Below are 20,615 nucleotides of genomic sequence, written 5' to 3' on the forward strand. Positions count from 1 at the left end.
ATCCGCAGGGAGACAGGCAATGATGCAGTGGCAACATCGAACCGTGGTACGAGACGGCGTCAACCTGGCGGTACGCCAGGGCGGCAACCCGGACGGTCCGGTTCTGGTCATGGTGCACGGCTATCCGGACAACAGTGAAACCTGGGACAAGCTGGCCGAGGCACTGTGGGGGGACCTGCATCTGGTCACGTACGATGTGCGCGGCGCCGGCGCCTCCTCCGCCCCGGCGGCGATCTCCGCCTACCGTCTCAGCGAGCTGCGCGACGACCTGTTCGCGGTGATTGATGCGGTCAGCCCCGGTAAGCCGGTGCATTTGCTGGCCCACGACTGGGGATCGATCCAGTCCTGGGAGGCGGTCACCGAAACGGACGCCGAACGCCGCCTGGCCTCGTTCACGAGCCTGTCGGGGCCCTGCCTGGACCATATGGGGCAACGCCTGCGCCGCCGGTCTTCCCTGGCTTCCGGTTTCGGCCAATTGGCCAAAAGCTGGTACATCGGCGCTTTCCATCTGCCTGGCCTCGCCCCCATGGCATGGCGCCTGGGCCTGGATCGCGCCTGGCCGGATCTGCTGCGACGTACCGAGCAATTGCGGGTGGCGCCGAGCCCCACCCAGCGCCGTGATGGCATCAACGGTATCGCCCTCTACCGCGCCAACGTGCTGCCGTGCCTGCTGCATCCCCGGGAACGCCACACCCGGGTGCCCGTGCAGTTGCTGGTGGCACTGCGCGACCGCTATGTCGGCCCGGAACTGCTTGAGGAAGTGCCGCGCTGGACCGAACGGCTGTGGCGCCGGGAGATGCATACCGGGCATTGGGGACCGCTACAGGCCCGCCCGAACATCACCGCTGGCTACCTGCGTGAGTTCATCGCCCACATTGAAGGGGCGCCGGAGAGCTCATCTCTGCGGCGGGCACGGGTACCCGCGACCCCGCAACCGGACAGCGGCAAACTGGTGGTGATCACCGGAGCCGGTTCCGGCATCGGAGAAGCCACCGCCATGGCCTTCGGTGCCCGCGGCGCCACGGTACTGTGTACCGATATTGATGGCGGCGCCGCCGAACTTACCGCTCAACGCATTATCGATGCCGGCGGCCAAGCCCTTGGCCGCCGCGCGGACGTCGCCAATGCCCGCTCCATGGAAGCGCTGGCACGGTACGTGGAACGGGAACTGGGCGCCCCGGATGTGGTGGTGAACAATGCCGGCATCGGACTGGCCGGGCCGCTGCTGGATACCAGCGTGAAGGACTGGAAACAGGTGCTGGACGTCAATCTCTGGGGCGTGATCCACGGCTGCCGGCTGTTCGCCCGGCAAATGATCGACCAGGCCAGGGCCGGCCATATCGTCAATGTCTCCTCGGCTTCCGCCTACCTGCCCTCAAAAGTTCTGCCTGCTTATGCCACCAGCAAGTCAGCGGTACTGATGCTGACCGAGTGCCTGCGCGCGGAACTGGCGGACCAGGGTATCGGCGTCTCCGCCATCTGCCCCGGCATCATCGATACGCCGATCACCGGCCGCACCCGTTTTGTCGGCGCCAACGACGAAGAGCAGGATCGGCGCCGGGCGTCAGCGGAGCGTTTCTACCGGCGCCGGGGCTTCACTCCTGACCGGGTGGCCGCGGCCATTGTCTCCGCGGTGGAGGAAAACCGCGCGGAAGTGCCGGTCAGCGCCGAGGCCAGCGGCATGCGTCTGGTGGGCCGCTTCAGTCCGGCGTTGGCGCGGCGCTTGGCGCGGCTGGATCTGACGCCCTGAGGGAGGCCGGGATCCCTGGCACCACCACGGCATAGAGTCTATTATCGCCACCATGAGCTCATCACGAAAAACCCCCGCCGCGCTGCTGCGCTCCCTGCGCCAGCAAGCCTTCCGGCCAGCGGGCGGCACCAGCGCGGACCTGGAGAAACGCCAGGAATTCACCATCGACGAGTTGGCCCGGGAGGCCGGCTCCACGGTGCGCAACGTGCGCGCCTATCAGGATCGCGGCCTGTTACCGCCGCCGGAGAAACGTGGCCGCACCGGCATCTATAGCGATGTCCATCTGGCTCGCCTGAAGATTATCGGCGCCCTGCTGGAACGGGGTTACACCCTGAACAATATTCGTGATTTGCTCAGTGCCTGGGAAGAAGGCCGCGATCTCAACGATATCCTCGGCCTGGAAGTGGCGGTGACCTCCTGGCGCAATCCGCAGGTGCCCTCCTACGTGGATTATCAGGACCTGATCGACGACTTTGGCGAAGATATCACCCCGGAAGTCATGACCAAGGCGGTCAGCCTGGGTTACATCGTTCCCGAGGGCATGCGCCTGCGCGTACCCTACCCGCGCGTCTACAACGCCGGCAAGGAACTGGTGGAAGCCGGGGTGCCTCTGGATGCCGTGCTCACCCATGTGCGCCTGGTCCGTCATGAGGTGGACAAACTGGCCGAACGCTTCATCGGCATGATCATCCAGCATCTGGTGGACGACAAATACGGCGAGAACAGCCTGCCCCAGGGCGAGGACGTAGCCACCCTGGCGGAATTCATCACCCGCATCCGGCCACTGGCGGAAGCGGTGGTCAACGATGAACTCGGCCGGGTATTGGAGAAAAGCATTAACAAGGTACTGGTGGACCGGCTGGAAAACGTGCTGGCCCATCTGGAGAAGCATCACTGAGTTGCCCCGGCGCCCTTGAAAGGGGGCTGCCGCAACAGCCTCGCGCCCCCCACAATTGGATATCAGTTCTTCGGCTCCCGGTCACCATACCGGGCCAATACCTCGTCCCGGATCCCCGGTTTGATGTTGGCGCGACTCATATCGCCTTGATAATGACGCACCACCATCGGGTCGATGATCCGGAACCACAGAGGGGGTACCCACGCCAGCAGGATCATCGAGGCGTATCCGCCCGGTAACTGGGGGGACTCATCGAAATGCCGCAGCGATTGATAACTGCGCGTGGGATAGGCGTGGTGGTCGGAATGCCGTTGCAACTGATAAAGGAAAATATTGGTTACCCGGCGGTTCGAGTTCCAGGAATGCTCCGGCAGGCAGCGTTCATAACGCCCATTGTCTTTTTTTTGCCGTAACAATCCGTAGTGCTCGAGATAGTTAACCACCTCCAGCAGCTGAAAGCCGAACAGGCTCTGGATCAGCAGAAACGGCACCACAGCCCAGCCCAACCACAGCCCCAGGGCACCCCAAAGCACCACCGACAATGCCCAGGCTTGCAGATTGTCGTTATGCCGGCTCCATGCCGAAAGCCCCTGCCGCTCCAGCCGCTGCTTCTCCAGCGACCAGGCGGATTTAAGGCTGCCGATCACGGTGCGCGGCAGGAACTCCCAGAACGTCTCACCGAACCGGGAGGATGCCGGGTCTTCCGGTGTGGAGACCCTCACGTGGTGCCCGCGATTATGTTCCACATAGAAGTGCCCGTAGAACACCGGAGCGAGACATAGCTTGGCCATCCATTTCTCGTGACGGTCGGTCTTGTGCCCCATCTCATGGGCGGTATTGATGGCGATACCGGTGGCGCAGCCCGTGGAGATCGCCAGCCCCAGATAGCTGTACCAGGGCAGACTCCAGGTGGCGGCCACCCAGGCGGCATATATAAAGGCGCCATAGAGAAACGGCAGGCACACATACACCGCCCAGCGGTAGTAGCGGTCCTGTTCCAACCGTGGCACCAGCGCTTCTGGCGGATTTTCGGTCTCTTCGCCAAGCAGCATGTCCAGCAGCGGGATCACCCCGAATACGAACAGGAATCCAAACCACCAGAACAAGGCCCAGCCGGTACTGCTGGCCAGCCAGACCGTGAACAGGGGCAACAGCATGGTCAGGGTGCTGAGCAACCACAGGTAGCGGCGGCCGTCCCGCCATTCTTGTATTTCGCCTGATTGAGTCTGCATGGTTACGGTCTTCATCGTTATTCGTCCTCGCCCACGCCCGGTCAATTCATGATCAATCTTTACATTGAACAATGTCAATATGAACGGGCTTGCCTGTCACGACGGAGAAATCCCTCCTGTTTATTCATACTGTTTATGCCCTTTGATGAGTCTTATGCATTTGTCTAATGCATGGACCGGGGGTAGCGTGTCGGTCTCAATAAGTATTATTCGGGAGAGATGCATGCGCGCCATTCTCTGCAAGGAGTTGGGGCCGGCGGACAAGCTGGTCATCGAGGACGTTCCTTCCCCCGCCGTCGGCGCCGACGGCATCAAGGTCCGGGTCAAGGCCGCTGGCCTGAACTTCCCTGACACTCTGATCATCGAGGGCAAGTATCAGATCAAACCGGAACTGCCCTTTTCTCCGGGTGGTGAAATGTCCGGCGAGATCGTCGAGGTGGGTGAAAACGTCAAGGGCTATAAGCCGGGTCAGCGCGTGATGGGCCTTACCGGCTACGGCAGCTTCGCCGAGGAAATGGTGGTCACCGCTGATCGCGTGATCCCGGTTCCGGACGGTATGTCCGACGAACAAGCCGCCGGTTTCAGCATGGTCTACGGCACCAGCTACCATGCGCTGAAGCAGCGGGCCAATCTGCAACCGGGCGAAACCCTGCTGGTCATGGGCGCCAGTGGCGGCGTCGGTCTGGCCGCGGTGGAACTGGGTAAAGCCATGGGCGCCAAGGTGATCGCCGCCGCCAGCACCGCCGACAAGCTGGAAGTGGCCCGTGAAGCCGGCGCCGACGATCTGATCAACTACACCGAGGAAGACCTGAAGGACGTGCTGAAGAGCCGTTATCCGCAGGGCATCGACGTGATCTACGACCCGGTGGGCGACCGCTTCACCGAGCCGGCGTTGCGCAACATGGCCTGGAATGGCCGCTTCCTGATCATCGGCTTCGCCGCCGGCGAGATTCCGAAGATCCCCGCCAACCTGCCTCTGCTCAAGGGTTGCAGCGTGGTCGGTGTGTTCTGGGGCACGTTCACCCGCAAAGAGCCGGAAGCGCACATCCAGAACGTGAAGGATCTGATGCGGATGTTCGCGGAAGGGAAGATCAATCCCAAGGTCAGCGAGGTGTTCCCGTTCGAGGAATATGAGCAGGCCCTGGCGGCATTGAGCTCTCGTCGCGCCAAGGGCAAGGTGGTGCTGAAAGTCGGTTGATCCCGACTATTTCAGTATTGGCCCGGCGGCACCGCCGGGCCATGTCCGCTTTCAACCGCTCTGATCACACACCTTACCGACCGCGCCTTCCTGCAACGCGGCCCGCAGATCGTCGGGCACCCGGGTTTTCTCGAACGGTTCCGTGGTCATCATCACGTACACCGATTCCGCCCGGCACAGCAGCTGCTGGCTCTCCGCATTCAGAATAAGGAATTCCAGCGAGAACGAGGTGTTGCCCAACGACAATGGTCTGACCTGAATCTCGAGCACGTCGTCGAAACGGGCGGATGCTTTCCATTCCAGGGTGAGCTTCACCACCTGGTTATCCAGTCCACGCGCCAGCAGGGCACCGTAATCCCGCCCCAGAGCACGCATGAACTCGGTCATGGCCAGATCGACATAGTCACCGTAACGGGCGTTGAACACCACGTGCTGGGCGTCGCATTCACTGTAACGCACGCGCAGCCGGTAACGGAAAGGCTCACTCATGAAACACTCCTTGGTTTGTATTCTTAACATTCATGGGCGGCGGAGAAATCGCTCAACCCCCTTATATGAAGAGGGCTACAGGCCGCCCCAGGCAAGCCGTGACCGGCCGGTATTGTTCGCCAACATACCTGGTAGTATTCTGCCTGCCAAATTTCAAATGCGTTTTGTAAACCGTTTTTCAAAATAACCAGAAGCTCCGGGACCCGGTTCCGGACCACGGGAGAGGACGATGACCGCAGTCAGTAACGCCATGCCCCAATACGCACCGCAAGTCGACGATGAAGAGTTCCGTTGTCTGCCACGCCGGCTCCAGGAGCTGGCCGCGGAGCAGGGCGATCATCCAGCCATTTACGATGACAGCGGCAACCTGACCTGGCGGCAGTTCGTGGATCAGGTCAACCGCGTGGCCAACCGCCTGATCGACGCCGGTCTGCAACCCGGCGATACCGTGGCCGGCCTGTCCGAAAACAGCATTCCCTATTTTACCCTGTTCATGGGCGTGCTTACCGCCGGCGGCTGCATGGTCCCTCTGTCCAGCATGGCGGCCGGGGAGACCCTGGCGCTGATGATCAACGACTGTGATGCCCGCTTCCTGTTCATCTCCAGGAAGAATCAGGAACTGATCACGCCGCTGCTCGACCAGTTGCGGAATGTCTCTCCACAACAGCGCATCGCCCTGGACTTCCAGGATAAGGGCTGGAATAACTTCATGGACTGGGTTGGCGACGCCCCCGGTACCAGACCGGATCGCGAACCCGGCGCGGACGATCCATTCAATATTATCTACAGCTCCGGCACCACCGGCGTGCCCAAGGGCATTTTGCACGACCACCGCCTGCGGTCCCGGCAGATGGACCGTTTCACCGCGCTGGGATTCGACAACACCGCGATCAACCTGGTATCCACACCACTGTACTCCAACACCACTCTGGTTTCCGTACTGCCTACTCTGTTCGGCGGCGGCACCATCGTCACCATGGGCAAATTCGACGCGCGCAGATTCCTCGAATTGTGCGAGAAGCACCGCGTCACCCATGCCATGTTGGTACCGGTCCAGTATCAGCGGATCCTTTCCGATCCCGAATTCGATCGTTTCGATCTGAGCAGCTTCAAAGTGAAGTTCTCCACCAGCGCCCCCTTGCGGGGCCATGTCATCGCCGAGGTGATGCAACGCTGGCCAGGCAACATCATCGAGTTCTACGGCCTCACCGAAGGCGGCGTCAGCACTATCCTAAACTGTGCCGAGTTCCCCGATAAATGGGATACCGTCGGCCGTGCCGGTGAAGGCTGTGAGCTGCGCATCATCGACGAAGATCTCAAGGAAGTGCCCCCCGGCACCATTGGCGAAATTGTCGGCCGTGCCGGCGCCATGATGCGCGGTTACTACAAAAGGGAAGACAAAACCAACGAGATGCTCTGGACCAGCCCGGAAGGGGACGTGTTCTATCGCACTGGCGATATGGGGCGGCTCGACGAGGACGGCTTCCTGTCCGTGCTGGATCGCCGCAAGGACATGATCATTTCCGGTGGCTTCAACATCTATGCCGAAGACCTGGAAAAGATGCTGCTCAAGCACCCCGATGTGGTGGATGCGGCGGTAATCGCCATCCCCAGCGAGCAATGGGGTGAGACGCCGCTGGGCCTGGTGGTGCGTCGCGAGGACAGTGACACTGGCACCGACCAGATCCGTGACTGGGCCAACCGGCAACTGGGCAAAGCTCAGCGTCTGCACGACGTGGAACTTCGGGATCATTTGCCACGCAGCACTATTGGCAAGATTCTGAAGCGGGAACTGCGTGACCCCTACTGGAAAGAGCAACAACAGCAAGAACGCGGCTGATTCCGGTTACAGCAGATTCTCGATCGGCAGCAACGCCAACACCGCGCTGGCCAACCGGCGCGGTATCGATACCAGGGGCTCCCGGTGACAGACCACCGGCCCCTGGTCGCTCCCCCCGGCCCATGTCAGCCGCCCCTCTTCACGAGACAGCCGGTAGCTGTTCTGTGGCGCCATGCCTTCCTCGATAAACGCGGCCACCGATGCCGCCAATGACGGGGAGTAGATGTAGTACCCCATCTCGGTGTTGAAGTGCACGGAACGGGGATCGGCGTTAAACGACCCGACAAACAACTCACGCCGGTCCAGCACCATGGCCTTGGTATGCAAGCTGGCTTTGGACCGCCCACGCAGCAGCCGGGCCTGACGCATCATGCTGCGGGCATTGGGCTGCAGCTCGTGCAATTCCAATCCGGCATCCACCAGTGCCGGGCGATAGCGTTGATAGGCGGCATGTGCGGCGATGACATCGTTGGTGGCCAGACTGTTGGTCAGTACCGCCACCCGGCACCCCCGTTTGCGCCAACCGCTTAACGCCCGGGTGAAATCATCACCGGGAATAAAATAGCTGGCTTCGATCAGAATCTCCCGGGCGGAATGACGGCCAAGCAGCCGGGCCAGTTGCGTTCCCATCAGACGCTGAGGAGAACCGTGCACCTTTTCCGGGCTATCGAACAGCAATGCCGCCGGGGCATGAACGCGCCTCGCCCGTACCGCCCGCAGAGCCCTCTCGGATAACACGGTATCATCCCGATGCCGGGCACGCTGTTCCGTATCCAGGCTCATCCACAATGCTTCCGCGTCATCACTGGAACGGCGCCAGAACTGCCTCAGGCCCACCGACAAAGGACTGTGCCAATATCGATCAAAGGCGTCCTGCGTGTCGGCGGCGATCGGGCCATCGGCGTAGATATCCAGATCACGGAAGTTGGTGACCGCGTTGACGCCAAAGTAGTGTTCAGAGATATTGCGCCCGCCAACGATGGCGGCTTCACCATCGACGATCCAGGCTTTGTTATGCATGCGGCGATTGAGTTTGGGCGCCCGGTAAAGCCAGCGCAGCAAATTAAGGCCGCGACCGCGTAAAGGATTGAACAGACGGACTTCCACGTTGGGATGGGCGTTCAAGGTCGCCCAATTCCGGTCCCGGCCCAACTGATTGATATGATCGAGCAGCAAACGCACTCGAACACCGCGGCGTGCCGCCTCGAGTACACGCCATATCAAGCGCCGTCCGACCTGGTCGTTGTCCCAGATATAATACTGCAGATCCAGAGAACGTCTGGCGGTTCGGGCCGTCGCCATGCGCAGCAAGAAGGCTTCGCCGGCGTCGGCAACCAACGCGAAGTCGGAATCGACGCCGGCACCCGGCACCAGGGACGACCGCGATCTGGATCTGGTGGTATCGGACAAAAGACCTCTTCCGTGCCTGGTTATTCCCTCAACGTTGTTTAAGGTTGTCACGGATCTCCCGCAACAACAAGATATCCTCCGGGGTTGTCGGCGGCGGGGCGGCTTGCTCTGCTTTTTCTTCTTCCCGCTTCAACCTGTTAATGGCGCGCACCAGGAAGAACACAGCCCAGGCAACGATCAGGAAACTGATGACATTGTTGAGAAACACGCCATAGTTGATCGTCACGGCACCGGCGGCTTGCGCTTCAGCCAGGGTGGCGAACTCGCCGGCACCACGCAGCACCACGAACAAATTGGCGAAGTCCACTCCGCCCAGCAGCAACCCGATGGGGGGCATGATGACGTCGGCTACCAGACTTTTCACGATGGTGGCGAACGCCCCGCCGATAATGATGCCCACCGCCATATCGACCATGTTTCCCTTTATCGCGAACTCACGAAATTCCTTGATCATACCCACGGGCTTTCTCCCCAGGTGATTTCCGCGCGCACCATGCGTGAGCGGATGGTTCGATAATACCGACAAAGCACAAGATCACCGCTATGAAAATAATGACCCTTGGCGATCATCCATGAAATGCCCCCGGGACCCTTCCCTAAATTTGGTTCATCGCGGTTTGGAGGGAAACGGTCTTACCTTCCAGCATGGACAGCAGAGCCGTGTTACGCCTTGGCGGGAACGTCGTGAAACAGGTTCCGCAAAGGCGTAACACGGCTCCGCTTCGAGGTGAGGGGCTAGCACCAGCGCTGTCCGATCGCTGGCATGGAAGGGCTTCGAAGTCGCTGTGGGAGCCCGCTCGCTGGCGAATGGGCTTCCGGGTCTTAACATTCGCTTGCAACGGCCCGCCGCCCGGACAAGCTCCCACAATGGCACTGTAGCGACCTCCGAGTTTAGGTCTCCAAGGCCAGCGAAGGCATAACGCACCTCCGCCATTCCGCGATGAGCCTAAAATTTTCTCTTCATCGGCGTAACATAGAGGGCATTCAGGCATCCAATTCTTCAGGCAGCTTCTACAAGCAGGAGGAACAGGCCATGCGGGTCATCGCCGCGCTTCTAATTACCCTGATCACCGGCCCCGCCCTGGCGGCGCAAGCCACGGCGGTGTTCGCCGGGGGGTGTTTCTGGTGCACAGAATCGGACTTCGAGAAACTCGACGGCGTCAGCGAGGCCATCAGCGGCTACGCTGGCGGTGACGAGGCAAACCCCACCTATGAGCAAGTCTCCAGCGGCACCACCGGCCACACGGAATCGGTCAAGGTAATTTATGATCCCGACCAGGTCAGCTACGCTCAGTTGCTGGACTGGTTCTGGCGTCATATGGACCCCACCGACCCCGATGGTCAATTCGTTGATCGTGGCCACCAGTATCGGGGGGCCATTTTCTTCGAGACACCAGAGCAGGAAGAACAGGCACAAGCCTCCAAGGCGGCACTGGAAAAGAGTGGCCGGTTCGAGAAACCCATCGTCACCGAAATCACGCCATTAAAAGCGTTCTATCCCGCCGAGGAATACCATCAGAATTATTATAAGCGCAACCCGTTGCGCTATAAGTTCTATCGCTACAACTCCGGCCGGGACCAGTTTCTTGAAAAACACTGGGATGATCCGGATCACCTGCCCGGTGACAAAAAGGCAGACGCACAAGCCCCGATGAGCTGGCAGGGGCCTGATCATTTCAAGAAGCCCGATGAAACCACTCTGCGGGCGCAACTGTCCCCGTTGAGTTTTCAGGTGACCCAGGAAGACGATACCGAACCGGCCTTCAAGAACACTTACTGGGATAACAAACAACAGGGCATCTATGTGGATGTGGTCAGTGGCGAGCCCTTGTTCTCATCCACGGACAAATATAAATCCGGCACCGGCTGGCCCAGCTTCACCAAGCCGATCACCCCCGATGCGGTGACCACCCGCGAAGACAGCACTTTATGGATGGTTCGCACCGAAGTCCGTAGCCGTTATGCCGACTCTCACCTGGGGCATGTCTTCAAGGACGGCCCACAGCCCACCGGAGAGCGCTGGTGCATGAACTCCGCCGCCATGCGTTTCATTCCCAAGGAAGACATGCCCGCCGCTGGTTACGGTCAGTACCTGACATTGTTTGAATAACGTTGCCAGAGCAATATCCGTCCGGCGATGACCGTCATCGCCGGAAGTCAAACCGGTTAACACCCTCACCGGCCATCACAAAACCATAATCTGTTCGTTATCCCCCGGTCACGTTCCGTTTTCACCCTCGTTTCGCCGGCCCGGACTTTCCGGCCATTCTTTTTATGACGACGAGGATGTCATGTCTGTTTCTTCAAAAGCATTCTGGCTGGGTATAATTTCCAGCGGTGTCCTGCTTTCCGGCTGTGGCGGCGACGATAATAACGATCCGCCTCTGGTGGATATCCGCCTGATGGAAACCACCGATGTCCACGCCAACGTGATGGATTACAACTATTATGGCGATAAGGCCGATCCCAAGGTGGGCCTGGTCCGCACCGCCACCCTGATCAAACAGGCGCGTGCCGCCCTCGATTTTCCGGACAACAGCTTTCTGGTGGACAACGGCGACCTGATCCAGGGCAGCCCCATGGGCGACTGGCGTCACGCCGAAGGCCTGCCCGCCGATGAGGTTCACCCGGTTTACAAGGCCATGAACGAACTCGGCTATGACGTGGCCAACTACGGCAACCATGAGTTCAACTATGGCCTGGAGTTCCTGGCCGAAAGCGTCAACGATGCCGGATTTCCCTACATCAGCGCCAACATCTTCAAGGACGATGGCGATACGGATCCAGCCAACGATCAGCTGTACTTCGAACCCTACCAATTGGTAACCAAGTCAGTCCGGGATCGAGACGGCGACAGCCATGACATCACGGTCGGGTTCATCGGCTTCCTGCCGCCACAGATCATGCAGTGGGACAAAGCCAATCTGGAAGGCAAGGTGATCACCAAGGACATCAAGGCCATGGCCGAACGCTATGTGCCACGAATGAAGGCAGAGGGCGCGGATGTCGTCGTCGCCATTCCCCATTCCGGTATCAGCACCACGGCCTATTCCGAAGCGGATAAAGCGGAGAACAGCAGTTGGTATCTGGCGGACGTGGAAGGCATTGACGCCATCATGTTCGGCCACAGCCACTTGCTGTTCCCATCCGACAGCTTCGCCGCCACCCCCAATGTGGACGTGGAAAAAGGTACCATCAAGGGTGTTCCGGCGGTGATGCCAGGCTACTGGGGCAGCCATCTGGGCGTTATCGATATGACTCTGTCCTATGATACCGGGGCGGATCAGTGGACCATCGCCGGCTCCCAGGTCCAGGCCCAACCGATCTTCGCCGACGACGCCCCCGCGGTGGAAGCCGACGCGGCCCTGGTGGCCAGGATGGCCGGAGATCACCAGGCCACCATTGACTACATGAATCAGCCCATCGGTGAATCCACCGACGATATCTACAGCTTCCTGGCGTTGGTCAAGGACGATCCGTCCATCCAAATCGTGGCCGATACCCAAAAAGCCTACGTGGAAAACTATATTCAGGGTGACGTCAATCTGCAGAGTCTGCCGGTGTTGTCCGCCGCCGCGCCCTTCAAGGCCTGTAACCGGGAAGGTATCTGCGCCGATGAGAGCGCCTTCACCGTGGTACCGGAGGGCGAGCTCAAGGTGAAGAATGTCGCCGACCTCTACCTCTATCCCAACACCCTGATGGCGGTGAAAGCCGACGGCACCGAGCTGACCCAATGGCTGGAATGTTCCGCTTCCCAGTTCTTCCAGATCGATACCGGCACCAGCGAGCCGCAGGAGCTGGTGGACTACAGCGCCTTCCCCACTTACAACTTCGACGTGATCGATGGTGTGACTTACCAGATAGATGTGACCCAACCGGCTCGCTACGACCGCGATTGCGCGCGAATCAGCGATGGCCAGCGTATCGTCAACCTGCAGTACCAGGGTAATCCAGTGGCGGACAACGACGAATTCCTGATCGCCACCAACAACTACCGCGCCGGCGGCGGCAAGTTCGCGGGCACCGGCGGTGATCACATCGTCATCGAATCCCCCAACGAAAACCGCGCGGTACTGGCGGACTACATCCGGGAAAACAGCCCGGTCACCCCCACCGCCGACGGCAACTGGTCGTTCGCGCCGATTGACGCGGCCACCGATCTGACCATCGTGTTCCGGGCGCCCAATACCGACCGGGCCCGGAACTTCATCGCGGAAAAAGCGCCGGAGGCCGTGTTCCTGAAAACCAACGACAACGGCGAGGCAGTGTACGAACTGGACCTGCAACCCTGACCCGGCGAGCTCACAACGGGATCGTCACTGCTTCCCGCTCCAACACCCGGTTTACCGCCGGGCGTTGGAGCATGCAGCGGGTGTGTTCGATCCACGCCGTATGCTCGCTCATATCCAGCCCCACCAGACCTCCCCAGTTGAACAGGACCAGTAGAAACGGGTCCACGACGCTGTACTGATCACCCAGCGCCCACGGCCCTCGTTGTGCCAGGCGCGCGGTCACATCCTGATTGGCCTGGGCCACCACGTTCAAACCCTGCTCCCGCAGCGCCTGCGCATCGTCCGGATCAGCGCTGAACCGGTGCGGACGCCATATAAGGCCGTAGCCGGTACCGTGCATCCAGCCCGCCAACCATGCCAGCCATTCCTGAGCGCGGCCACGCCATAGAGCATCCGACGGCAATAACACCGGCCTGTCATGGCTTTCCGCCAGGAAGGTCAGGATCGCCGGCAGTTCGGTGAGCACACCCGCCTCGCCCGGAATGACCAGAGCCGGCACCCGTCCCTTCGGGTTGATGGCCAGATATTCCGGTTTGGCGGTATCGCCGTCGCGAACCCTCACCGGTTTCAATCCGGCTGGCAAAGCCAGCTCTTCCAATACAATATGCACCGCCATGGAGCAGGCACCGGGCGAATAATACAACTGATAACTCATGGTTCGACTCCTTGATCGGGAGTGTCAGCCTAGGAGCCCGTCCTGAACCCGACAAACGATACTTTGTAGGGTCTGGGCATTAGTGATATTAATGTCGCCCATGGACAGAAACTCGCTTCCGCCCCTGCAAACGCTGGTGGCATTCGAGGCCAGCGTCCGGCTGCGCAGCTTCACTCTGGCCGCCCAGGAGCTGTCACTGACCCAGGGCGCGATCAGCCAGCACATCCGTTCCCTTGAGCAGCGTCTGGGACGGCGGTTGTTCGAGCGGCAACGTCAGGGCGTTGCCCCCACCAGGGAAGCCCAACATCTGGCCTTGCAGGTGCGCCAGGGCCTGAGCGTTCTGGAGCGTGCTTTCAAGACACCCGGTCGCCGGCGCCACGCCACCACGTTGCGTTTGAGCACCTTGCCGAGCATCGCGCGACACTGGCTGTTACCGCGTCTGGCCGATTTCCATCAACGCTTTCCCGACATCCGCGTGGAGGTGTCCACCGACGTCGATCTGGTCAAGCTCGGGCGTAACGCGGACAGCGACGTGGCACTGCGCTACGGCCCGGGGGGCTGGCCCGGCCTGCAATCGGAGGCATTGTCTTCGGAGTGGGTATACCCGGTGGCCAGTCCGGATTATCGCGATGGTAAACTGCCCCGCAGGCGGGCGGATCTGGACCATTGCGTTTTGCTACGTCACACGGCACAGCCCTGGGCGCTGTGGCTCCAAGCCGCGGGCCTGGCACTGATCAACAGCGATCACGGTCCGCTCTTCCCCAGCCTGACCAGCCTGCTGGCAGCGGCGGAAAACGGCGAAGGCATTGCGCTGGCGCGGCATCATCTGGTGCGGGACGCGCTCGCGGCAGGCCGTCTGGTTCGATTGTGGAAGACTCAGGTAACCGACGTACATCGCTATTATCTGGTCTGGGCCCACCAAGCCGATAAGGACGACACCATCGACACCTTACGTCAATGGCTGAAAACCGCCTTTACTCTCTAAATCGACGGTGCCGGGCGGCGCGCTTTCAGTCGTGGCCAGTTGAAGGCAATGGCCAGCAGCGCCGCCAGTCCCAGCGCCCAGCAATAGTGAATGGCGCCGATCAATGACAACGGCGACAGTGAGGCAATGGAGCAGGCCAGAAGGACTTGGGCGCCGTAAGGAATCAGTCCCTGCACCACGCAGGAAAAGATATCCATAACGCTGGCCGAGCGCCTCGGATCGACGCCATATTCCGCGGCGATCTCCTTGGCCATTTCACCACACAGTACAATCGACACCGTGTTGTTGGCGACAAACAGATTGGCGGTAACCACCAGCAGCGCGATACCGATTTCACCGGCGCGCTGACTGGACAGCTTCAGCCGGCAGGTCAGCGAATGAATACGTTCGATCAGCCAGCGCGTGCCCCCCTGATCATTCATCAGTTGCGACAATCCGCCAATCAGCATCGATAACAGCATGATCTCGAACATGGATTCGAAGCCTTGGTAGATCGCCCCATTGACGTCGACCAGACCGTATTCCGGACTCAGTATCACGCCAGTGAGCCCGGCGGTGACGATACCAATGACCAATACCACCAAGACATTCAATCCGGACAGCGCCAGCAGGAATACCAGCAGGTAGGGCATGACCCGCCAATAGGATACGGCTTCCGACGGCACCGTGTGTTCGCCGTCGCCCAGCAGTGCCAGCAACACCACCGTCGCCAACGCCGCCGGCAATGCTATCCAGACATTCACCCGGAATTTGTCCTTGAGGGAGACGCCCTGACTGCGGGTGGCGGCGATGGTGGTGTCAGAGATCATCGACAGGTTGTCGCCCAGCATGGCGCCACCCACCACCGCTCCCAAGGACAAGGGCAACGACAACGAGGTAGCCTCGGCGAACCCCACCGCGATCGGCGCGGTGGCGGCGATGGTTCCCATGGAAGTACCCATGGCGGTGGCGATAAAAGCGGAGATCAGGAACAGGGCCGGCAACACCCAACTGGCCGGCATGATCTGCAACCCGAATTGGACGGTGGCATCAACACTGCCGATACTCTTGCTGACGCTGGCAAAAGCCCCGGCCAACAGGAATACCAGGCACATGAGAATAATATTGGGATGGCCAACCCCCACCAACAGGCGTTCGACACTGTGATGGAAAGACTGCCGTGCCAGCAGGAATGACAATACAATTGCGACAACCGCCACCACTGGCGCCTTGATTTGATAGAACGCAAGCTCCGCCCCCGCGGCACTGAAGTAAAGTCCACTACCGAGAAAGACGATCAAAAAAAACAGTAGGGGGATCAGCGCCCATGCCCGGGCGGGAGTTCGCGTCATACTGGCCGGCCTGTCGGTCCAAGAAGTCTGACGGTCCAGTGTAGGGGGAAATTCGGAATGCCGAAACCGGCTCTTAGTCCACGAACAGCGCCGCCGGAGGCACACAAAGTCCGCGCCCCAACAGACCAGCCCGCCCGTCACCGCCAACCATGGCGATGGCCACCCTGGGCAAGGCCGTTTCAGCCGTGACCCGATGACGTGCGAGCCCCACCGGCAAGAGCAAGTCCTCGAATAAAGGATGCGCTCCGATCAGCCAGTCCGGTGACACGTCCGCCGGATTTGGTCCGCCCTGCTTGGCCGTCCGGGTTTTCTCATTCGCCGTCTGCACCAGGTCCACTGCGGGCTGTTTCTGGATGAAACCCGGGAGCACAACATCGCGCCGGTTCAGTACAGCCAGGCGCACGAAATCGGGCACATGAGCGCACAATCGAGGCCATCCCGAAAGATCAGCGTGATGTCTTCATGTTGCAGTTGATCAGACTGGTGGAAGCCAATAACGAAAACGGCAGCGCGCCATTCCGCTTAAACAAGGACGGCGACGGATAACCGTCACCGCTCACTCCGCCATGCTAGTACACCACTCGCCAGCAGGCTGACTCCCACGGATAATGCTACGAAGCCGCTGTGGGAGCTTGCTTGCAAGCGAATGGCCAACGGCCCGGGGGGTATTCGCGGCCCAGGCCGCTTCCCACAGTAATGGGCCACGAAGCCGCTATGCTATATAGGAGCTTGGTCCGGGCGGCGGGCTGCCGGCGTTATTACTCCACCGTTACCGACTTGGCCAGGTTGCGTGGCTGGTCCACATCGGTCCCCCGCAGCACCGCCACATGATAGCTGAGCAGCTGCAACGGCACGGTATAGACGATGGGAGCGATGATTTCCGGCACCGCCGGCAGATTGAGCACGTGGATCCCTTCGCCCTCTTTTACACGCGCGTTCTTATCCGCGAACAGATACAGCTCTCCACCGCGGGCGCGCACTTCCTGCAGGTTGGATTTCAGTTTTTCCAGCAACTCATCGTTGGGCGCCACCGCCACCACCGGCATGTCTTTGTCCACCAGCGCCAGTGGCCCATGCTTCAATTCACCGGCCGGGTAAGCTTCGGCATGGATGTAGGAAATTTCCTTGAGCTTGAGCGCCCCTTCCATGGCCACGGGGAACTGGACACCGCGCCCAAGGAACAGGGTGTGATGTTTTTCCACAAAGGCCCGGGAGAGTTGCTCGATCGGCTTGTCCAGAGCCGAGGCTTGTTCGATCAGGTTCGGTAGCTGACGCAGTTCGTTGAGAATACTCTCGACCTTCTCATCGTCCAGGCCTTTACGACGGCCCAAAGCCATCACCAGCATCAACAGGGCAGCCAGCTGGGTGGTGAACGCCTTGGTGGAAGCCACCCCGATTTCCGGGCCGGCCTTGGTCAGGAACGCCAATTCGGATTCACGCACCAGGGAGGAACCGTCCACATTGCAAATTGCCAGCCGGCCCACATAGTTACTGGAGTCGGTATCACGCAGAGCCGCCAGGGTATCAGCGGTTTCCCCGCTCTGGGAGATGGTGACGAACAGCGTGCCTTCCGGCACCACGTGCTGACGATAACGGAACTCACTGGCCACCTCCACCTGGCAAGGGATACCGGCGAGCGCTTCCAGCCAGTAACGGGCCACCATCCCCGCGTGGTAGCTGGTGCCGCAAGCAACGATCTGCACCGTGCGCACCTGGTCGAACACCGCCGCCGCCCGCTCTCCAAAAGCGGCGCTCACACTTTGCGGTGAGTCGATGCGGTCTTCCAGGGTGCGCTGGATGGCCGCCGGCTGCTCGAAGATTTCCTTCTGCATGTAATGGCGGTATTCGCCCTTTTCCGCATCCTCGTGCGCACCGTCCAACTCGTGCACCTCACGGTTCACTTCATTGCCGTCCACATCAAAGATGCGCACGCCTTCAAGCGTCACATCCACCATGTCCCCTTCATCGAGGAACACGAAGCGGTTGGTCACCGGCAGCAGTGCCAATTGATCGGATGCCACATAGTTTTCATCGATCCCCAACCCCACCACTAGCGGGGAGCCGGAGCGGACCGCAACCAGACGATGGGGCTCCCGCGCATGGACCACGCCCAGGGCATAGGCGCCGCGCAGCCGCTTGACCACGCTTTGCAACGCCCCGAACAGGTCGCCGGTTTCCGCCATGGCGCGGTGTACCAAATGCACCACCACCTCGGTATCGGTGTCGGAAGCGAATTGATAGCCTTCGCTTTCCAGCTCCTCGCGCAATTCCTGGAAGTTCTCGATGATACCGTTATGCACCAGGGCCAGTTCCTCACCGGACAGGTGAGGGTGGGCATTTTTTTCGGAAGGGCGGCCATGAGTAGCCCAACGGGTGTGCGCAATACCGGTGAAGCCGTTGGCATTGGTTTCACGGACCGCCTGCTCCAATCCGGCCACTTTCCCCTGGCGACGCACGCGCTGCAAACCCTGGTCATTGATCAGAGCCACACCGGCACTGTCGTAGCCCCGGTATTCCAGGCGTTTCAGGCCGGTGATCAAAATGTTGCTGACGTTGCGCTGAGCCACAGCTCCGACAATTCCGCACATAACGGTCTTACTCCTTGCTTCACTGATCCTGTTTTTTTACAGGACGCTGCCAATCCATAATGTTGCGCTGTTTACCGCGCGCCACTGCCAGAGCGTTGTCTTCCACATCCCGGGTAATGGTGCTGCCCGCGCCGATGGTGGCATTTTCGCCAATGGTGACCGGCGCGACCAGTGAAGAATTGGAGCCGATGAATGCGCCATCCTTCATGATCGTTTGGTATTTGTTAACGCCGTCATAATTGCAGGTAATGGTACCCGCGCCGACATTCACGCCTTTGCCGATCCGGCTGTCACCGATGTAGGTCAGGTGATTTACCTTCGACCCTTCGCCGATGGCCGCTTTCTTGGTCTCGACGAAATTCCCGACCTTCGCTTTGGCCGCCAGTTCCGTGCCCGGGCGCAGGCGGGCAAACGGCCCCACCTGGCAATGCTCACCCACCCGTGCGCCGTCGATGACGGAGTTGGCTTCCACCACGGTGTGAGCGCCGAGATGGGCATCCCGAATCAAACAATTGGGGCCGATACGCACGCCGGGCTCGATGGTGACCTTGCCTTCCAGGACCACGTTGACATCCATCATCACGTCACCGGCCACTTGAACATCACCGCGCACGTCAAGACGGGCCGGGTCCATCAGCGTGACGCCGGCACGCATCAGCGCCTCGGCCTGGTTCAGTTGATAGACCCGTTCCAGCCGCGCCAGCTGCACGCGGTCATTGACGCCATCCACTTCCCACGGAAAAGCGGGTTGGGCGGCTTCCACCATCATTCCCTTCTCCACCGCCATGGCGATCAGGTCGGTCAGGTAATATTCGCCCTGAGCGTTGTTGTTGGACAGCGCCGGCAGACTTTCCGCCAGAAACTGGCGGGTACAGGCGAGGATACCGGTGTTGATCTCCGAGATGCGTTTTTCGTCTTCGCTGGCGTCTTTTTGCTCAACAATACGCCGCACCTTACCGTCCTCGCCACGAACGATACGTCCGTAACCGGAAGGGTCATCCATGGTCAGGGTCATCAACGCCAGGGTCCGGTCGTTCACCCGGGCGACAAACTCCCGCAGGGTTTCCGGGCGGATCAGCGGAACGTCGCCGTAGAGGACCAATACCACGTCCTCTTCCAAATAAGGCAGCGCCTGGGCCACGGCATGGCCAGTACCGAGCTGTTCGGCTTGTTCCGCCCAGCGCAGATTGGTTCCCTGCACCGCTTCGCGCACCTTCTCGCCACCGTGGCCATACACCAGCACGGTATTCAACGGGTCAAGTGCCGCCGCCGCGTCGACAACATGCTGTACCATCGGCCGCCCGGCGATGCCGTGAAGCACTTTGGGGAGGGCGGACTTCATGCGGGTTCCTTTACCCGCGGCAAGGATCACTACCGCTAGGTTCATGTCTGTTCCGGGCTCCATAACAGGGTCGAAAGGGTATTTATCCTATCCCTCGACCATTGCAAATAAAAAAAGGGCGGCACAGGGCCACCCTTTTTTACATCTCTTTGAAAATGGTGCCAACGCAAGCGTCAGCGCTTGGCCATTTTCTTGATCTGCTCAATGGTCCGCAGGCGGGCTGAGGCCTCCGCCAGAACAGCGGCGGCACGCGTGTAATCCATTTCCGAGTTCTTCCCTTCCAGCGCTTCCTTGGCACGCTGTCTGGCTTGCTCCGCCTGGGCACCGTCCATATCCTGGGCGCGCTCGGCGGTGTCGGCCAGCACCGTCACCAATTTCGGCTGGACTTCCAGGAAGCCACCGGACACGTAGAACACTTCTTCCTCACCGTTCTGCAGCTTCACTCTCACCGGGCCTGGCTTGAGGCGGGTCAGCAACGGAGCGTGGCCGGGTAGAACACCCAGGTCACCTTCGATACCCGCCGCTACCACCATCTCCACCAGACCGGAGAAGAGCTGTCTTTCAGCGCTTACAATATCGCAATGCACGGTCATCGCCATTTCGGT

General features: G+C 60.4%; 17 protein-coding genes. 7 read left to right on the forward strand and 10 right to left on the reverse strand.

Going from position 1 to position 20,615, the window contains the following annotated elements; genetic code table 11:
* Window positions 1-19 precede the first annotated feature (19 nt).
* Entirely contained in the window at window positions 20-1,750 is a 1,731-nt protein-coding gene (locus E0L37_RS07230; protein ID WP_133491093.1) for an SDR family oxidoreductase, read from the forward strand.
* A 52-nt stretch (window positions 1,751-1,802) separates the two neighbouring features.
* The gene (locus E0L37_RS07235) at window positions 1,803-2,648 is read left to right on the forward strand and encodes a MerR family transcriptional regulator (RefSeq protein WP_133491094.1); all 846 of its coding nucleotides are present in this window, start codon (window positions 1,803-1,805) and stop codon (window positions 2,646-2,648) included.
* A 62-nt stretch (window positions 2,649-2,710) separates the two neighbouring features.
* Here E0L37_RS07235 and E0L37_RS07240 read toward each other — a convergent pair whose 3' ends face one another.
* Complete coding sequence (locus tag E0L37_RS07240; RefSeq protein ID WP_133491095.1) at window positions 2,711-3,895, reverse strand: alkane 1-monooxygenase; 1,185 nt, start codon at window positions 3,893-3,895, stop codon at window positions 2,711-2,713.
* A 208-nt stretch (window positions 3,896-4,103) separates the two neighbouring features.
* Between E0L37_RS07240 and E0L37_RS07245 the strand changes: the two genes are divergently transcribed.
* Window positions 4,104-5,078, forward strand: coding sequence for an NADPH:quinone oxidoreductase family protein (locus E0L37_RS07245; RefSeq protein WP_022997338.1), 975 nt, complete (start codon window positions 4,104-4,106; stop codon window positions 5,076-5,078).
* A gap of 51 nt (window positions 5,079-5,129) precedes the next feature.
* Here E0L37_RS07245 and E0L37_RS07250 read toward each other — a convergent pair whose 3' ends face one another.
* Window positions 5,130-5,567 carry a thioesterase family protein gene (locus E0L37_RS07250; RefSeq protein ID WP_133491096.1) on the reverse strand — a complete coding sequence of 146 codons (438 nt, stop codon included), beginning with the start codon at window positions 5,565-5,567 and terminating at the stop codon, window positions 5,130-5,132.
* A 229-nt stretch (window positions 5,568-5,796) separates the two neighbouring features.
* On the opposite strand from E0L37_RS07250, the gene E0L37_RS07255 reads away from it, so the two are divergent.
* Window positions 5,797-7,407: a class I adenylate-forming enzyme family protein gene (locus E0L37_RS07255; protein ID WP_133491097.1), complete on the forward strand. Its 1,611-nt coding sequence runs from the start codon at window positions 5,797-5,799 to the stop codon at window positions 7,405-7,407.
* A gap of 6 nt (window positions 7,408-7,413) precedes the next feature.
* Here E0L37_RS07255 and E0L37_RS07260 read toward each other — a convergent pair whose 3' ends face one another.
* Both E0L37_RS07260 and mscL read right to left on the reverse strand, forming a co-directional pair.
* Window positions 7,414-8,817 carry a phospholipase D family protein gene (locus E0L37_RS07260; RefSeq protein WP_133491098.1) on the reverse strand — a complete coding sequence of 468 codons (1,404 nt, stop codon included), beginning with the start codon at window positions 8,815-8,817 and terminating at the stop codon, window positions 7,414-7,416.
* A gap of 28 nt (window positions 8,818-8,845) precedes the next feature.
* Window positions 8,846-9,277 (reverse strand): large conductance mechanosensitive channel protein MscL, encoded by a 432-nt coding sequence (gene mscL / locus E0L37_RS07265; RefSeq protein WP_133491099.1) that lies wholly within the window; start codon window positions 9,275-9,277, stop codon window positions 8,846-8,848.
* Between the two features lie 573 nt (window positions 9,278-9,850).
* On the opposite strand from mscL, the gene msrA reads away from it, so the two are divergent.
* Together msrA and E0L37_RS07275 are read left to right on the forward strand one after the other, a co-directional pair.
* A complete protein-coding gene (msrA, locus tag E0L37_RS07270) occupies window positions 9,851-10,927 on the forward strand; it encodes a peptide-methionine (S)-S-oxide reductase MsrA (RefSeq protein WP_133491100.1) in 1,077 nt (358 codons plus the stop codon).
* 181 nt (window positions 10,928-11,108) lie between these two features.
* Window positions 11,109-13,109, forward strand: a complete 2,001-nt coding sequence (locus tag E0L37_RS07275) for a bifunctional 2',3'-cyclic-nucleotide 2'-phosphodiesterase/3'-nucleotidase (RefSeq protein ID WP_133491101.1) — start codon at window positions 11,109-11,111, stop codon at window positions 13,107-13,109.
* Window positions 13,110-13,119: 10 nt separating this feature from the next.
* Here the strand turns inward: E0L37_RS07275 and E0L37_RS07280 are convergent, their stop codons facing one another.
* Window positions 13,120-13,764, reverse strand: a complete 645-nt coding sequence (locus tag E0L37_RS07280; RefSeq protein ID WP_133491102.1) for a glutathione S-transferase family protein — start codon at window positions 13,762-13,764, stop codon at window positions 13,120-13,122.
* Between the two features lie 100 nt (window positions 13,765-13,864).
* Between E0L37_RS07280 and E0L37_RS07285 the strand changes: the two genes are divergently transcribed.
* The gene (locus E0L37_RS07285; RefSeq protein ID WP_133491103.1) at window positions 13,865-14,749 is read left to right on the forward strand and encodes a LysR substrate-binding domain-containing protein; all 885 of its coding nucleotides are present in this window, start codon (window positions 13,865-13,867) and stop codon (window positions 14,747-14,749) included.
* Here E0L37_RS07285 and E0L37_RS07290 read toward each other — a convergent pair.
* From E0L37_RS07290 to E0L37_RS07315, 5 genes are all read right to left on the reverse strand, one after another.
* Window positions 14,746-16,080, reverse strand: a complete 1,335-nt coding sequence (locus E0L37_RS07290) for a Na+/H+ antiporter NhaC family protein (protein WP_133491104.1) — start codon at window positions 16,078-16,080, stop codon at window positions 14,746-14,748. The two genes, E0L37_RS07285 and E0L37_RS07290, sit on opposite strands and share 4 nt — an antisense overlap.
* 73 nt (window positions 16,081-16,153) lie before the next feature.
* Window positions 16,154-16,495, reverse strand: coding sequence for a hypothetical protein (locus E0L37_RS21670; RefSeq protein ID WP_205655589.1), 342 nt, complete (start codon window positions 16,493-16,495; stop codon window positions 16,154-16,156).
* Between the two features lie 343 nt (window positions 16,496-16,838).
* A complete protein-coding gene (gene glmS / locus E0L37_RS07305; protein ID WP_133491105.1) occupies window positions 16,839-18,668 on the reverse strand; it encodes a glutamine--fructose-6-phosphate transaminase (isomerizing) in 1,830 nt (609 codons plus the stop codon).
* 19 nt (window positions 18,669-18,687) lie between these two features.
* Window positions 18,688-20,055: a bifunctional UDP-N-acetylglucosamine diphosphorylase/glucosamine-1-phosphate N-acetyltransferase GlmU gene (gene glmU, locus E0L37_RS07310; protein ID WP_133491106.1), complete on the reverse strand. Its 1,368-nt coding sequence runs from the start codon at window positions 20,053-20,055 to the stop codon at window positions 18,688-18,690.
* Between the two features lie 128 nt (window positions 20,056-20,183).
* Entirely contained in the window at window positions 20,184-20,609 is a 426-nt protein-coding gene (locus E0L37_RS07315; protein WP_133491107.1) for a F0F1 ATP synthase subunit epsilon, read from the reverse strand.
* Window positions 20,610-20,615 lie beyond the last annotated feature (6 nt).

This window comes from Alcanivorax sp. 24, assembly GCF_004360225.1.
Taxonomy (GTDB): Bacteria; Pseudomonadota; Gammaproteobacteria; order Pseudomonadales; family Alcanivoracaceae; genus Alloalcanivorax; species Alloalcanivorax xiamenensis.

What these genes read in the sequence shown, in the direction of transcription:
- E0L37_RS07230 (WP_133491093.1), top strand. Translation starts at nt 20, where the DNA reads ATGATGCAGTGGCAACATCGAACCGTGGTACGAGACGGCGTCAACCTG.
- E0L37_RS07235 (WP_133491094.1), top strand. Translation starts at nt 1,803, where the DNA reads ATGAGCTCATCACGAAAAACCCCCGCCGCGCTGCTGCGCTCCCTGCGC.
- E0L37_RS07240 (WP_133491095.1), bottom strand. Translation starts at nt 3,895, where the DNA reads ATGAAGACCGTAACCATGCAGACTCAATCAGGCGAAATACAAGAATGG.
- E0L37_RS07245 (WP_022997338.1), top strand. Translation starts at nt 4,104, where the DNA reads ATGCGCGCCATTCTCTGCAAGGAGTTGGGGCCGGCGGACAAGCTGGTC.
- E0L37_RS07250 (WP_133491096.1), bottom strand. Translation starts at nt 5,567, where the DNA reads ATGAGTGAGCCTTTCCGTTACCGGCTGCGCGTGCGTTACAGTGAATGC.
- E0L37_RS07255 (WP_133491097.1), top strand. Translation starts at nt 5,797, where the DNA reads ATGACCGCAGTCAGTAACGCCATGCCCCAATACGCACCGCAAGTCGAC.
- msrA (WP_133491100.1), top strand. Translation starts at nt 9,851, where the DNA reads ATGCGGGTCATCGCCGCGCTTCTAATTACCCTGATCACCGGCCCCGCC.
- E0L37_RS07275 (WP_133491101.1), top strand. Translation starts at nt 11,109, where the DNA reads ATGTCTGTTTCTTCAAAAGCATTCTGGCTGGGTATAATTTCCAGCGGT.
- E0L37_RS07280 (WP_133491102.1), bottom strand. Translation starts at nt 13,764, where the DNA reads ATGAGTTATCAGTTGTATTATTCGCCCGGTGCCTGCTCCATGGCGGTG.
- E0L37_RS07285 (WP_133491103.1), top strand. Translation starts at nt 13,865, where the DNA reads ATGGACAGAAACTCGCTTCCGCCCCTGCAAACGCTGGTGGCATTCGAG.
- E0L37_RS07290 (WP_133491104.1), bottom strand. Translation starts at nt 16,080, where the DNA reads ATGACGCGAACTCCCGCCCGGGCATGGGCGCTGATCCCCCTACTGTTT.
- glmS (WP_133491105.1), bottom strand. Translation starts at nt 18,668, where the DNA reads ATGTGCGGAATTGTCGGAGCTGTGGCTCAGCGCAACGTCAGCAACATT.
- glmU (WP_133491106.1), bottom strand. Translation starts at nt 20,055, where the DNA reads ATGAACCTAGCGGTAGTGATCCTTGCCGCGGGTAAAGGAACCCGCATG.
- E0L37_RS07315 (WP_133491107.1), bottom strand. Translation starts at nt 20,609, where the DNA reads ATGGCGATGACCGTGCATTGCGATATTGTAAGCGCTGAAAGACAGCTC.